This is a genomic window from Limnohabitans sp. Jir72 (genome assembly GCF_003063575.1).
GTDB lineage: Bacteria > Pseudomonadota > Gammaproteobacteria > Burkholderiales > Burkholderiaceae_C > Limnohabitans_A.
Map to the genome: position 1 here is coordinate 97,303 of NZ_NESC01000008.1, position 14,409 is coordinate 111,711.

The window sequence follows — 14,409 nt, forward strand, 5'->3', positions numbered from 1 at the left end:
TAACTTTCGAGCATAACTGATCATGGGCATTCGGTGTCATGCCAAATGATTCAATATCTGGATCTTTACAGACTGCCAAGCGCTCCTGCGACAATAGGTTCATCTGGAAAGAAGTGAGATTTGTCTATGTTGATCGATGTTGAAGAGAGTCAATTGGTGCTGGTGGATTTGCAGCCCAAGCTCAAGCCGGTGATGCTGGATGCGCAAGCCGTTTGGTCCAACGCGGCCAAGCTGGCTGAGCTGGCTGCTGCGCTGGAAGTGCCCGTGTGGGGCACCGAGCAAAACCCGTCACGTTTGGGTGAAATGCCGCCTGAGCTGCGCAGCCACTGCCGCAAGGTCTTGGCCAAAATGCAGTTCAGTGCAGTGGAAGAGGGCTTGGGCGAATGGCTGCAGCCTGCGCCTGCTCAGCCGCCCCGAGGCAATGCCCGCAGCTTGCCACGCCACTTGCAAAAGCCCCAGCCAGAAAGTCAGGAGCGCAAAACCATTGTGTTGGCGGGTTGTGAAGCCCACATTTGCTTGCTGCAAACGGCGCTGGATCTGCTGGAAGATGAATTCGATGTGTGGGTGGTGACCGACGCCTGCAGTTCGCGCACCGAACGCAATCGCGACGCGGCCTACGACCGCTTGGCCGGTGCTGGTGCCGAGTTGGTGACGGCCGAGATGGTGGCCTTTGAGTGGATTCGCACTGCAGAGCACCCCGACTTCAAGTTGATGCAAAGCTTGTTCAAGTGAGTTCGGGCGGCCAGTCCGCCTTGTCTTGCGTGAGACAAAGTCAGCTTCTTGCAAGTCCCTTATCCATAATTAAGAATTCATAAAGAGACCTCTGGCTGTTCGCGGCGAGGGTGCCTCACGGGTTCTTATTGGCAGGTATTGAGGAGTCTTCCATGGGCAGCTTTGCTGACTTTCACGCACGTTCGATCAACGACCGCGACGCATTCTGGGCCGAGCAGGCCAAACTGGTGGACTGGAAAGTCCAGCCCCAACAAATCTGCGACTACAGCAACCCGCCATTTGCGAAATGGTTCGTCGGCGGCCAGACCAATCTGTGCCACAACGCGGTGGACCGCCACCTGGCCGAGCGCGGCGACCAGGCTGCGCTGATCTTCGTCTCGACCGAAACCGACCAGGAAAAAACTTACACCTTCCGTGATCTGCACGCCGAAGTGCAACGCATGGCCGCCATCTTGCAAGACCTGGGCGTCGTCAAGGGCGACCGTGTGCTGATTTACATGCCCATGATTGCTGAAGCGGCATTCGCCATGTTGGCCTGTGTGCGCTTGGGGGCCATCCACTCGGTGGTGTTTGGCGGTTTTGCCTCGCACTCGCTGGCCACCCGCATCGAGGACGCTTCGCCCAAGGTCATCATCAGCGCCGACGCCGGTTCGCGCGGCGGCAAGGGCGTGCCTTACAAGCCACTGCTGGACGAAGCCATCAAGTTGTCCGCCCACAAGCCTGCCAACGTGATCATGGTGGACCGCCAATTGGCCCCGTTCACGCCCGTGGCTGGGCGCGACGTGGACTACGCCACCGAGCGCGCCAAGCACATGGACACCGTGGTGCCTTGCGAGTGGGTCGAGTCCACCCACCCCAGCTACACGCTCTACACCTCGGGCACCACAGGCAAACCCAAGGGCGTGCAGCGCGACACCGGGGGCTACACCGTGGCCTTGGCGGCCAGCATGCCGCACATTTTTGAAGGAAAGCCCGGCGGTACGTTCTTCTGCACCAGCGACATCGGCTGGGTGGTGGGGCACAGCTACATCATCTATGGCCCGCTGATCGGCGGCATGGCCACCATTCTTTACGAAGGTCTGCCGATTCGCCCCGACGGCGGTATCTGGTGGAGCTTGGTCGAGAAGTACAAGGTCAGCGTCATGTTCAGCGCACCCACGGCGATCCGTGTGCTGAAAAAGCAGGACCCTGCGTTGTTGACCAAATACGACCTGTCCAGCCTGCAAGCCTTGTTCCTGGCCGGTGAGCCTTTGGATGAACCCACCGCCAAGTGGATTTCCGAGGGCCTGAACGGCAAGCCGATCATCGACAACTACTGGCAGACCGAAACCGGCTGGCCAATCCTGAGCATTTGCAACGGCGTGGAAAAAGCGCCCAGCAAGTTCGGCTCGCCAGGCAAGGCTATTTACGGCTACAACGTCAAGCTGGTCGACGACCAGACGGGTGAAGAACTGACCGGTGCCAACCAGAAGGGGGTGCTCACCATCGAAGGCCCATTGCCGCCCGGCAACCTGCAAACCATCTGGGGCGACGACAAGCGCTTCGTCAGCACCTACTGGAACACCGTGCCCAACAAGATGGTCTATAGCACCTTCGACTGGGCTGTGCGCGACGAAGACGGTTACTTCTTCATCCTGGGCCGCACCGACGATGTGATCAACGTGGCCGGTCACCGCTTGGGCACCCGCGAGATCGAAGAAAGCATCTCCAGCCACCCCAATGTGGCAGAAGTGGCGGTGGTCGGCGTTGCAGATCAGCTCAAAGGGCAGGTGGCCATGGCGTTTGCCATTGCCAAAGATGCATCGGGTTTGACCAACGATGCGGCGCGCAAGGCATTGGAGGCAGAAGTCATGAAAGTGGTGGACTCGCAGCTGGGTGCTGTGGCCCGTCCGTCGCGCGTATTTTTCGTGTCGGCGTTGCCCAAGACACGCAGCGGCAAACTGCTGCGCCGTGCGATGCAGGCGGTGGCCGAAGGACGCGATCCTGGCGACCTGACCACCATGGACGACCCCGCCGCCTTGCAGCAGATTGTCGATCTGATCAAAGGCTGATGACCCTGGACCTCGCCGTTGGCGAGGTCTTTTTTCATCGGTACTTCTGGCACCTGTAAGTTAGACATCGGACAAGCCATGGCACAATGCGCAAGTTACTCAGGCCCTTCCCATGCCACAGTCGCATCCGCCAACCGGTCCAGCCGTGTCGCGGAAGGTAAATATCAACCAACTTATGTTTCCCAGAGGGAAACGGAGGTCAGCGAATCATGAGCGAGACTAATTCCGTCTACGCTGCCTACTCAGGCAACACCCACCTTTTCGGAGGCAACGGCCCATACGTCGAAGAGATGTATGAAAACTACCTGGCCAATCCAGGCAGCGTGCCCGACTCCTGGCGCGAATACTTTGACGCCCTCCAGCATGTTCCCGCAGTCGATGGCTCCAACGCCAAAGACGTGCCGCACCTGCCTGTCATCAACGCTTTCGCAGAGCGCGCCAAAGCGGGCGGCACCAAGGTCGTCATGGCCAGCGAAAACGTCGAAATGGGCCGCAAGCGCACCGCGGTGCAGCAGCTGATTGCCGCTTACCGCAACGTCGGTCAGCGCTGGGCCGATCTGGACCCGCTCAAGCGCACTGAGCGCCCCAACATTCCTGACCTCGACCCTGCTTTCTTCGGTTTCACGGATGCCGACCAGGAAACCGTGTTCGACACCAGCAACACCTTCTTTGGCAAGAACAACATGTCCTTGCGCGAGCTGCTCAATGCACTGCGCGAGACTTATTGCGGCACCTTGGGTGCCGAGTACATGTACACCACCGAGCAGGCTGAAAAGCGCTGGTGGCAGCAAAAGCTCGAAAGCATCCGCAGCAAGCCCAATTTCACGGCCGACAAGAAAAAGCAGATCCTCGACCGCTTGACCGCAGCCGAAGGCCTCGAGCGTTATTTGCACACCAAATACGTGGGTCAAAAGCGTTTCTCGCTCGAAGGTGGCGAAAGCTTCATCGCGGCGATGGACGAGTTGATCCAGGGCGCGGGTGCCCAGGGCGTGCAGGAAGTTGTGATCGGCATGGCCCACCGTGGTCGCCTGAACGTGCTGGTCAACACCATGGGCAAATTGCCTGCGGATTTGTTTGCCGAGTTTGACCACACCGCCCCTGAAGACCTGCCCGCTGGTGACGTGAAATACCACCAGGGCTTCAGCTCGGACGTGAACACCGCCGGTGGCCCCGTCCACCTGTCGCTGGCGTTCAACCCTTCACACTTGGAAATCGTGAATCCTGTGGTCGAAGGCTCGGTGCGTGCCCGCATGGACCGCCGCGACGACCCCCTGGGCAAGCAAGTGCTGCCCGTGCTGGTGCATGGTGACGCCGCATTTGGCGGTCAAGGTGTCAACCAGGAAACATTCGCGCTGGCCCAGACCCGTGGTTATTCCACAGGCGGCACCGTCCACATCATCATCAACAACCAGATCGGTTTCACCACCTCTGATCCACGCGACATGCGCTCCAGCGTGTTCTGCACGGACATCGTCAAGATGGTCGAAGCGCCTGTGCTGCACGTCAACGGTGACGACCCCGAGTCCGTCGTGCTGGCCACCCAACTGGCCCTCGAGTACCGCATGACCTTCCGCAAGGACGTGGTGCTGGACGTGGTCTGCTTCCGCAAACTGGGCCACAACGAGCAGGACACCCCTGCGCTGACCCAGCCGCTGATGTACAAAAAAATCGGCGCTCACCCCGGCACCCGCAAGCTGTTTGCCGACAAGCTGGCCACGCAAGGCCTGGGCGAGACCTTGGGTGACGACATGGTCAAGGCCTATCGCGCCGCACTGGACGCAGGCAAGAACACCACCGAGCCTGTGCTGACCAACTTCAAGACCAAGTTCACGGTGGACTGGGCGCCTTACATGGGCAAGAAGTGGACTGACGCCGGTGACACCTCGATCCCCCTGGCCGACTGGAAGCGTTTGGCCGAGAAAATCACGACCATCCCCGAGTCGGTCACTCCACACCAGCTGGTCAAGAAGGTCTATGACGACCGCGCCGCCATGGGCCGTGGCGATACGCCTGTGGATTGGGGCATGGGCGAGCACATGGCTTTCGCATCCTTGGTGGCCAGCGGCTACCCTGTGCGTCTGTCGGGCGAAGACTGCGGCCGTGGCACGTTCACACACCGCCACGCCGTGATCCACGATCAAAAGCGTGAGAAGTGGGACACCGGCACTTATGTCGCCCTGCAAAACGTTTCCGACAAGCAGGCCCCGTTCGTCGTCATCGATTCGATCCTGTCCGAAGAAGCTGTGCTCGGCTTTGAATACGGCTATGCATCGAATGACCCCAGCACCCTGGTGATCTGGGAAGCCCAGTTCGGCGATTTCGCCAACGGCGCACAGGTTGTGATCGACCAGTTCATCGCCTCCGGTGAAGTCAAGTGGGGCCGTGTGAACGGTTTGACCTTGATGCTGCCGCACGGCTACGAAGGCCAGGGCCCCGAGCACAGCTCGGCCCGCGTAGAGCGTTTCATGCAGCTGGCTGCAGACACCAACATGCAGATCGTGCAGCCCACCACGGCCAGCCAGATCTTCCATGTGCTGCGTCGCCAAATGGTGCGTGACCTGCGCAAGCCGCTGGTCATCTTCACGCCGAAGTCGCTGCTGCGCAACAAAGACGCCACATCGCCCGTGTCCGAATTCACCAAAGGCAGTTTCCAGACCGTCATTGGCGAAACCAAGGACATCAAGGCCGACAAGGTCAAGCGCGTGATCGCCTGCTCGGGCAAGGTGTATTACGACCTGGTCAAGCACCGCGAAGCCAAGGGCGCCGACGACGTGGCCATCATCCGTGTCGAACAGCTCTATCCCTTCCCGCACAAGGCTTTTGCAGCCGAGATCAAGAAGTACCCCAACGCCACCGACATCGTGTGGTGCCAGGACGAGCCACAGAACCAGGGTGCCTGGTTCTTCATCCAGCACAACATCCACGAGAACATGCTCGATGGTCAAAAGCTCGGTTATGCCGGTCGCGCAGCGTCCGCATCACCTGCGGTGGGTTACTCACACCTGCACCAAGACCAGCAAAAAGCATTGATCGAAGCGGCCTTCTCGAAGCTCAAGGGCTTCGTGCTGACCAAGTGATCCACCAGAACAAACTGACGTTCAATCATTGAGAAAGAATTCAAAATGGCTATCGTAGAAGTCAAAGTCCCCCAGCTGTCCGAGTCCGTGGCCGAAGCCACCATGCTGCAGTGGAAGAAAAAAGTCGGTGAAGCGGTCGCTGCTGACGAAATCCTGATCGAAATCGAGACCGACAAGGTCGTGCTAGAAGTCCCCGCACCCGCTGCAGGCGTGATCTCCGAAATCATCGTGGCCGATGGTGGCACCGTGGCTGCCGAGCAGCTGATCGCCAAGATCGACACCGAAGGCAAGGCCGGTGCTGCAGCTGCTGCGCCCGCCGCCGCAGCCGCTCCTGCTGCTGCACCAGTGCCTGCAGCTGCTGCCACTGGTGGCAACATGGCCGGTGTGGCCATGCCTGCTGCAGCCAAGCTGATGGCAGACAACAACCTGGCCGCTGGCTCGGTGGCTGGTTCTGGCAAAGACGGTCGCGTCACCAAAGGTGATGTGTTGTCTGCTGTGGCTGGTGGCGTCAAGTCCACTGCCGCGGTGATCCCCACAGGCGTGCCCACCAAAACCTTGGCGCAAGTGGCTGCACCTGCCGTGAACCTTGGCGACCGCCCAGAGCAGCGCGTGCCCATGACCCGCCTGCGCGCACGCGTGGCCGAGCGTTTGTTGCAATCGCAGTCGACCAACGCCATCCTGACCACTTTCAACGAAATCAACATGGCCCCGGTCATGGACATGCGCAAGCGCATGCAAGACCGTTTCGAGAAGGAACACGGCGTCAAGCTCGGCTTCATGAGCTTCTTCGTCAAGGCTGCGGTGCACGCCTTGAAGAAATTCCCTGTGCTCAACGCTTCGGTGGACGGCAACGACATCGTCTACCACGGTTACTTCGACATCGGTATCGCTGTGGGTTCGCCACGCGGTTTGGTGGTGCCGATTTTGCGCAATGCTGACCAAATGAGCTTTGCCGACATCGAAAAGAAGATCGCTGAATTCGGCCAGAAGGCCAAAGACGGCAAGTTGGGCATCGAAGAGATGACCGGCGGCACGTTCTCCATCTCGAACGGCGGCACCTTCGGCTCCATGATGTCGACCCCGATCATCAACCCACCACAATCTGCGATTTTGGGTGTGCACGCCACCAAAGATCGCGCCATGGTTGAAAACGGCCAGGTCGTGGTTCGCCCCATGAACTACTTCGCCATGTCGTACGACCACCGCATCATCGACGGCCGTGAAGCTGTCTTGGGTCTGGTGGCGATGAAAGAAGCGCTGGAAGATCCAGCTCGCTTGCTGTTCGACATCTAAATCTCCTTGTTTTGAATGCCCCCTGCCCAGGGGGCGTTTTTCATCCATAAGACAAATACCATGAGCAAACAATTCGACGTCGTCGTCATCGGCGGTGGCCCCGGTGGCTACATCGCAGCCATTCGTGCTGCCCAACTCGGTTTCCAAGTCGCTTGTATCGACGAGTGGAAAAACGCAGCCGGTGGTCCAGCCCCTGGCGGCACATGCACCAACGTGGGTTGCATCCCCTCCAAGGCTTTGCTGCAGTCCAGCGAACACTTTGACCATGCCAACCACCACTTTGCAGAACACGGCATCAGCGCCACCGGCGTGAAGATGGACGTGGCCAAGATGATTGCGCGCAAGGACAACGTTGTGAAGCAAAACAACGATGGCATCTTGTACTTGTTCAAGAAAAACAAGGTCACCTTCTTCCACGGTCGCGGCAGCTTTGCTGGCAAGGCCGAAGGCGGTTACACCATCAACGTGGCTGGCAAGACCGAAGAGGCCATCACCGCCAAGCAAGTCATCATCGCTACAGGCTCCAACGCCCGTGCCTTGCCCGGCACACCGTTTGACGAAGTCAACGTCTTGTCCAACGACGGCGCTTTGCGCTTGGGTGCTGTGCCCAAGAAGCTGGCCCTGATCGGCTCCGGCGTGATCGGTTTGGAGATGGGTTCTGTCTGGCGTCGTCTCGGCGCTGACGTGACCATCCTCGAAGGTCTGCCTACATTCCTCGGCGCTGTGGACGAACAAATCGCCAAAGAAGCCAAGAAGGCGTTTGACAAGCAAGGCTTGAAGATCGAACTCGGCGTGAAAGTCGGCGAGATCGTCAATGGCAAGAAGGGTGTGACCGTCAATTACACCAACGCCAAAGGCGAAGCGGTTGTGTTGGATGCTGACAAGCTCATCATCTCCATCGGTCGCGTGGCCAACACGATTGGTTTGAACCCTGAAGCCATTGGCCTGCAGCTCGACGAGCGCGGCGCCATTGTGGTGGACGGTGATTGCAAAACCAATGTGCCTGGCGTCTGGGCGGTGGGTGATGTGGTGCGTGGCCCGATGCTCGCGCACAAAGCCGAAGAAGAAGGCGTTGCCGTGGCCGAGCGCATCGCTGGCCAACACGGTCACGTCAACTTCAACACCATTCCTTGGGTCATCTACACCAGCCCCGAAATCGCTTGGGTGGGTCGCACAGAGCAGCAGCTCAAGGCCGACGGCGTGGCGTACAAAGCGGGCACATTCCCGTTCCTCGCGAACGGCCGTGCACGCGCATTGGGTGACACCACCGGCATGGTGAAGTTCTTGGCCGATGCCACGACCGACGAAATCTTGGGTGTGCACATGGTGGGCCCACAGGTGTCGGAGTTGATTTCTGAAGCTGTGGTGGCCATGGAATTCCGCGCCAGCGCAGAAGACATTGCCCGCATTTGCCATGCTCACCCCAGCTTGAGCGAAGCGACGAAAGAGGCCGCTTTGGCTGTGGACAAGCGCACCTTGAACTTCTAAGCCCTTGCGTCGCCGCATGCTGTGTTGGGCGGCGAGTTGGGTTAAAGTTCTGAATCCCTGAAAACCCGGGCTTTGTCCCGGGTTTTGTTTTGTAGTCGAAGATCGATCCGCCCATGTCTGTTCGTGCTGTTTACGAAGAAGAACTCCGCAAACGCGGCTTTCAGAGCGATCCTGCTCAATTGCGCGCCATCGAGGCGCTGGAACAATGCGCCAGCGATTGGGCGGCCTACCGCGCCAAACGTTCCAATGCTTTAAAAAAGCTGATCAACCGTCCCGAAATCCCGAAGGGGGTTTACATGTTTGGCGGGGTAGGTCGCGGCAAAAGTTTCCTGATGGACTGCTTTTACGAAGCCGTCCCGATCAAACGCAAAACCCGCTTGCACTTTCACGAGTTCATGCGAGAGGTGCACCGCGAACTGACGGCTATCCAAGGCACGGTCAACCCCTTGGATGTGCTGGGCAAGAAAATGGCCAAGCGCTATCGCTTGATTTGCTTTGACGAATTTCACGTGGCGGACATCACCGATGCGATGATCCTGCACCGTTTGCTGGTGGCTCTGTTCGACAATGGCGTGGGCTTTGTGACCACGTCCAACTTCATGCCCGATGGTTTGTACCCGAACGGTTTGCACCGCGACCGCATTCTGCCCGCCATTGCCTTGCTGAACCAACGGATGAACGTGCTGAACGTGGACAACGGCACCGATTACCGTCGCCGCACACTGGAGATGGTCAAGTTGTACCACTCGCCCTTGGGAGCGCACGCCGATGCCGAAATGCAAGACGCCTTCAACCGCCTGGCCACCGGCCCGGACGAAGACCCTGTGCTGCACATTGAATCGCGCAAGATCCAGTCGCGTCGCCGCTCTGGCGATGTGGTTTGGTTCGATTTCATGGCCATTTGTGGTGGTCCACGCTCGCAAAACGATTACCTCGAAATCGCCACCCAGTTCCACACGGTCTTGCTGAGCAATGTGCCGCAGATGCCCGTGAGCATGGCGTCCGAGGCGCGCCGTTTTACTTGGCTCATCGATGTGCTGTACGACCGCCGGGTCAAACTGATCCTGTCGGCCGCTGTGGGGCCTGAGGCGCTTTACTTGCAAGGACCGATGTCGCACGAGTTCCCTCGCACCATCTCGCGGCTTCACGAGATGCAGTCCAGTGAATTCCTAGCGCTGGAGCATCGCACTGTGGACACGCAATTGACATGAAGAAATTTTTTCTTGTCTTGTGGTGCGCCAGCGCTTGTGCGTTGGCACAAACGGCTGCTGACACGTCTGCCGTGATCGCCAAAGAGCGGGAGGACTTGGCGGCGCAGCGCCAGAGGGTGTTGGATGTTTTTGAAGAGCGGTCGCAAGACTGCTGGCAAAAGTTTGCCGTCAACAATTGCATCATCCAGGCTCGCCGCATCCGCCGTACAGATCTGCAGCCCATTCGCCAAGCTGAACTGGCGCTCAATGATCGGGAGCGTCAATGGCGCACGCAGCAACGCGATGAACGCTTGAAAAATAAGCCATCTGAAAGCACAGCTAAGCCATGATGGATGCCCTGTTTGAAGATTTGCGCTCGCCACAGCGGCGATTGATCGGGCTGCGAATTGAGCACGCCGATCTGGACGCGCTGATCGATCAGGCCAGCGCGTTCGCACAGTCTCTCGATGAATTGAGTTTGCGCAGATTGAAAAAGCGCCGCTTGGCTTTGCGTGATCAGATGGTCCACCTGCAAGCCATGCTGGACCCCAAGGAGCCCGCTTGAGTCTGCTCTCGCAAAAGGTGATGCAGACCTTGTCAGGCCAGGGCACTTTGGCGCAAGCCATTGCCGGCTTTCATCCCCGTGAAGGTCAGACCGACATGGCCTTGGCGGTCAGCGAGACCATCGAAGAAGGTGGCCAGCTGGTGGTCGAGGCCGGCACCGGTGTGGGCAAGACCTATGCTTACTTGGTGCCTGTGCTGCTCAGTGGGCAGCGCGCCTTGATCTCCACGGCCACCAAAGCCTTGCAAGACCAGCTGTTTTCGCGTGACATTCCCCGTCTGGTGGATGTGCTGGGTTTGCCCATTCGTGTGGCATTGCTCAAAGGACGTTCGAATTACTTGTGTCTGCACCGCATGGAGCAGGCACGTCACAACCCGGAGTCGGAGCAGCCCGGCGCTCAACGTGCTTTGGCCAAGATCGAGGTCTGGGCCCAGTCCACCCGCACCGGCGACATGGCCGAGCTGCCGGGCCTGGATGAGCGGTCATCCTTGTGGCCGCTGGTGACCTCTACGCGAGACAATTGTCTGGGCTCATCCTGTCCGCGTTACAAGGCTTGCCATGTGAACTTGGCGCGCAAAGAGGCCATGGCCTCGGACGTGGTGGTGATCAACCACCATTTGTTTTTCGCCGACGTGGCGGTGCGCGAATCCGGCGTTGCCGAGCTCTTGCCCACGGTGCGTGTCACGGTGTTTGATGAGGCGCACCAGCTCAACGAAATTGGTGTCAATTTTCTGGGACAACAGTTGTCCACGGTGCAATTGCTGGAACTGTCTCGTGACGTGTTGGCCACAGGCTTGCAATTGGCGCGAGGGCTGGTGGATTGGCAGGTTTTGAGCAGCCAGCTGGAAAAAGCGTCGCGTGACTTGCGTTTGGCCGCTGGCATGCACCGCGGGGCCGTTCGCCTGCGTTGGACAGACGCTTTGCCCGAAGGCGTGGAACCGGGCGAGTGGCTGCAAGCGATGCGGGTGCTGACGCAGGCCCTTGAGGCCTTGCGCGATGGCCTGGACATGGTGGCCGAGTTGGCACCGGACTTTCAACGCCTAGGCGACCGGACACGTGAGTTGGTGCAGCGCGTGGCGATCTTTTCGGATGTTCCCAATCCCGAAGGGGTCCGTTGGCTGGAAGTCAGCGCGCAACTGCGCATGGTCGAGTCGCCCCTGGACATTGCCAATGCCTTTATCAAGCTGACGCAATCACCGGTGGCGGTCACGCCTGAGCCCAATGAACAGCTTGCCGATTTACCATTCACCACGCCCATGGACAGCGATGCATCAGCTGGGCAGCGGACAGGTGAGGGGGGTATTGGTCAAAAAGCATGGATCTTCACCTCGGCCACTTTGGGTGATGAACCGAGTTTGCGCTGGTTTACCCAGCCCTGCGGCCTGACATCGGCCCGTGTCCTTCAGGTCAGCAGTCCCTTTGACTATGCATCGCAAGCTTGCCTGTATGTGCCTGAACATTTCCCCAAGCCTGGCGATCCCTCCCATGTGCAGCATGTGGCGCAGCTGGTCACCGAGGCCGTGACTGCCTTGGGCGGCCGCACCTTGGTTTTGACCACCACCTTGAACGCCATGCGCAGCATTGGCGAGCATTTGCAGTCGCGCCTGGATGGCAGCATCCATATCGAGGTGCTGGTTCAAGGCCAGAGCCCCAAACGCCGCTTGATGGAGCGTTTTCGAGAAGGGGCCAGTGAAGGGCGTGCCGGGTGCATTCTGGTGGCTTCTGCTTCTTTTTGGGAGGGGTTTGACGTACCTGGCGAGGCATTGCAGCTGGTGGTGATCGACAAATTGCCCTTCCCTCCGCCGGGTGATCCGCTGTTTGAGGCACGCAGCCAACGCATCACTCGAGAAGGCGGCAGTGCATTCGCCGATCATGCTTTACCCGAAGCTGCCGTGACTCTCAAGCAAGGGGCTGGGCGCTTGATCCGCAGTGAGAGCGATCAGGGCATATTGGTGGTGTGCGACAGCCGACTGAGCAGCATGTCTTATGGCCGCAGATTGGTCAGGGGCTTGCCGCCCATGCGCCGCCTGAGTGATCACCAGGCGTTTGTGGACGCCGTGGCAGAACTCACCAAAAACGCCACCAGTTCTTCGATTTAGTCAGGCCTGAGCCTTGAAGATAAGCTGATTTCGGGAAATTCTTTTCCAGCACCCGCTTGGCATCATCGCGCAGAGAGTCAATGCCCATGGCATCGTAAGCACTGACCAAAATGGCCAAAGCTTCTTCGCTGGCAGGAACACCTGGGTAGTCTGCAATGGCTTGCTGGGCCCGGTTGATGGCAGCAACGTGGGCACCACGACTGGCGTAATAACGTGCCACATGGACTTCGTAGGACGCCAGGGAGTTGACGATGTACGTCATGCGCTGGCGAGCTTCGGGGCTGTATTTGGACTCAGGAAACCGCAAGGTCAATTCCCGGAAAGATTCATAGGAATCCTTGGCGGCTTTCTGATCACGTTCGGACAGATCTTGGTTGATGATGGACGAAAACAGGCCCAGGTTGTCATTGAAATTCACCAAGCCCTTGAGGTACAGCGCGTAGTCCACGGCTGGACTGGTGGGGTGCAGTCGGATGAAGCGGTCCAGCGTGGCTGCCGCCTGGACCTTTTCTCCGGTTTTGTATTGTGCAAAAGCCTTGTCAATTTGGGCTTGTTGTGCCAACACCGTGCCTGCAGCCCGACCTTCAAGCTTTTCAAACAGGCCAATGGCCTTGTCCCATGCGCCGTTGTCGGCTTCATCTTTGGCTTGGCTGTAAATTTTTTCGGGAGACCAGCCCACGGTGATGTCTTTGGGCGTGTTGGAGCATGCAGCCAGCATCAGGCCCGTTGCCAACACCAAGCCGGCTGGAACCATCGATAATCTGTTGCTTTGCATCTCTGACATCCTTGAACTGTTCAATCGAATTGATTATATCGAGCCCCCCCGAAATCGACGTGTCTGAGGCCTTGGCTCAAGACGATGTTTTACAAGTCAGTGACGCTGCTGAGGAAGAGGTTCGCCAAAGTCAGGTGCCTGTGGCTTTGCATGGGCAACGCTTGGACCGTGCGCTGGCGCAACTGGTGCCTGAGTTTTCGCGCAATTACCTGCAGCAACTGATCGAGCAAGGCGATGTTCTGGTCGATGGGCGCGTGACCACAAAGGCATCGTCCAAAGTGCGCTTGGGCCATGCTGTTCAAGTCACGCTGCGCGCCACACCCCAGTCCCGGGCTTTTGTGCCAGAGGTCATGCCCATTGATGTGGTCTACGAGGATGCGCATTTGCGTGTGATCCACAAGCCCGCAGGTCTGGTGGTACATCCTGCGCCGGGCAATTGGCAGGGCACACTGCTCAATGGTTTGCTGGCCCTGGACCCCATGGCGGCAGATGTGCCACGCGCTGGTATCGTGCACCGACTGGACAAGGACACCAGTGGCCTGATGGTCGTAGCTCGCACGCGTCAGGCCATGGATGCCTTGGTGCAAAAAATTGCGGCGCGGGAGGTGCACCGCCAGTACCTCGCCTTGGCCCACAAGGCCTGGACGGGGCCTTCGCTGCGCACCATCGATGCGCCCATTGGGCGTGATCCAGCGAACCGTTTGCGCATGGCGGTGGTGGATTTGACACACCAGTCCGGCAAAACGGCAGCGACGACCATCGACTTGCTTGATCAGGCTGATCGGGTCTGTCTGGTGCAGTGCACTTTGCACACTGGGCGCACCCACCAGATCCGGGTTCATATGGCGCATTTGGGTCATCCCTTGCTGGCCGATGCGGTTTACGGTGGCGCACCTTTGGGCGGCATGACGCGGCAGGCCTTGCACGCCTGGCATCTGGCGTTCGAGCACCCGATCACAGGCAAGGCCATTGACCTGCGCATTGCCTTACCCGTTGACATGGCGCGCGCTTTGGCCGATTTGGGCCTCAGTTACAATGAGCCTACACAGGGAGCATGAGTCGGCAACGCCGGTTTGAGCAAATCCAGAGTGGGCAGTTTTGCCCAAGCTCTCAGAACGCGGTGGCCAACATGGCCATCATCT

Annotated in this window: 11 protein-coding genes; 10 read left to right on the forward strand and 1 reads right to left on the reverse strand. The window is 58.9% G+C overall.

What is annotated here, in order from left to right:
• The first annotated feature begins 126 nt into the window (after positions 1-126).
• From B9Z52_RS12595 to B9Z52_RS12635, 9 genes are all read left to right on the forward strand, one after another.
• Positions 127-732, forward strand: coding sequence for an isochorismatase family protein (locus B9Z52_RS12595; protein ID WP_108414199.1), 606 nt, complete (start codon positions 127-129; stop codon positions 730-732).
• Positions 733-884: 152 nt separating this feature from the next.
• A complete protein-coding gene (locus tag B9Z52_RS12600) occupies positions 885-2,783 on the forward strand; it encodes a propionate--CoA ligase (RefSeq protein ID WP_108414200.1) in 1,899 nt (632 codons plus the stop codon).
• 209 nt (positions 2,784-2,992) lie between these two features.
• Entirely contained in the window at positions 2,993-5,860 is a 2,868-nt protein-coding gene (locus B9Z52_RS12605) for a 2-oxoglutarate dehydrogenase E1 component (RefSeq protein WP_108414201.1), read from the forward strand.
• Positions 5,861-5,905: 45 nt separating this feature from the next.
• Positions 5,906-7,153, forward strand: a complete 1,248-nt coding sequence (gene odhB, locus B9Z52_RS12610) for a 2-oxoglutarate dehydrogenase complex dihydrolipoyllysine-residue succinyltransferase (protein ID WP_108414202.1) — start codon at positions 5,906-5,908, stop codon at positions 7,151-7,153.
• Between the two features lie 60 nt (positions 7,154-7,213).
• The gene (gene lpdA / locus B9Z52_RS12615; RefSeq protein WP_108414203.1) at positions 7,214-8,641 is read left to right on the forward strand and encodes a dihydrolipoyl dehydrogenase; all 1,428 of its coding nucleotides are present in this window, start codon (positions 7,214-7,216) and stop codon (positions 8,639-8,641) included.
• Between the two features lie 113 nt (positions 8,642-8,754).
• Positions 8,755-9,852, forward strand: a complete 1,098-nt coding sequence (zapE, locus tag B9Z52_RS12620) for a cell division protein ZapE (protein ID WP_108414204.1) — start codon at positions 8,755-8,757, stop codon at positions 9,850-9,852.
• Complete coding sequence (locus tag B9Z52_RS12625; RefSeq protein WP_108414205.1) at positions 9,849-10,181, forward strand: hypothetical protein; 333 nt, start codon at positions 9,849-9,851, stop codon at positions 10,179-10,181. The genes zapE and B9Z52_RS12625 overlap by 4 nt, the downstream gene beginning before the upstream one ends.
• Positions 10,178-10,396 (forward strand): YdcH family protein, encoded by a 219-nt coding sequence (locus B9Z52_RS12630; RefSeq protein ID WP_369907915.1) that lies wholly within the window; start codon positions 10,178-10,180, stop codon positions 10,394-10,396. Before B9Z52_RS12625 ends, B9Z52_RS12630 begins: the two co-directional genes overlap by 4 nt.
• A gap of 20 nt (positions 10,397-10,416) precedes the next feature.
• Complete coding sequence (locus B9Z52_RS12635) at positions 10,417-12,492, forward strand: ATP-dependent DNA helicase (RefSeq protein ID WP_369907919.1); 2,076 nt, start codon at positions 10,417-10,419, stop codon at positions 12,490-12,492.
• Here the strand turns inward: B9Z52_RS12635 and B9Z52_RS12640 are convergent.
• Positions 12,461-13,246 (reverse strand): outer membrane protein assembly factor BamD, encoded by a 786-nt coding sequence (locus B9Z52_RS12640; protein WP_108414288.1) that lies wholly within the window; start codon positions 13,244-13,246, stop codon positions 12,461-12,463. The genes B9Z52_RS12635 and B9Z52_RS12640 overlap by 32 nt on opposite strands.
• Positions 13,247-13,278: 32 nt before the next feature.
• On the opposite strand from B9Z52_RS12640, the gene B9Z52_RS12645 reads away from it, so the two are divergent.
• On the forward strand, positions 13,279-14,325 hold the full coding sequence (locus B9Z52_RS12645) for an RluA family pseudouridine synthase (protein ID WP_369907916.1): 1,047 nt from the start codon (positions 13,279-13,281) through the stop codon (positions 14,323-14,325).
• The last annotated feature ends 84 nt before the right edge of the window (positions 14,326-14,409 follow it).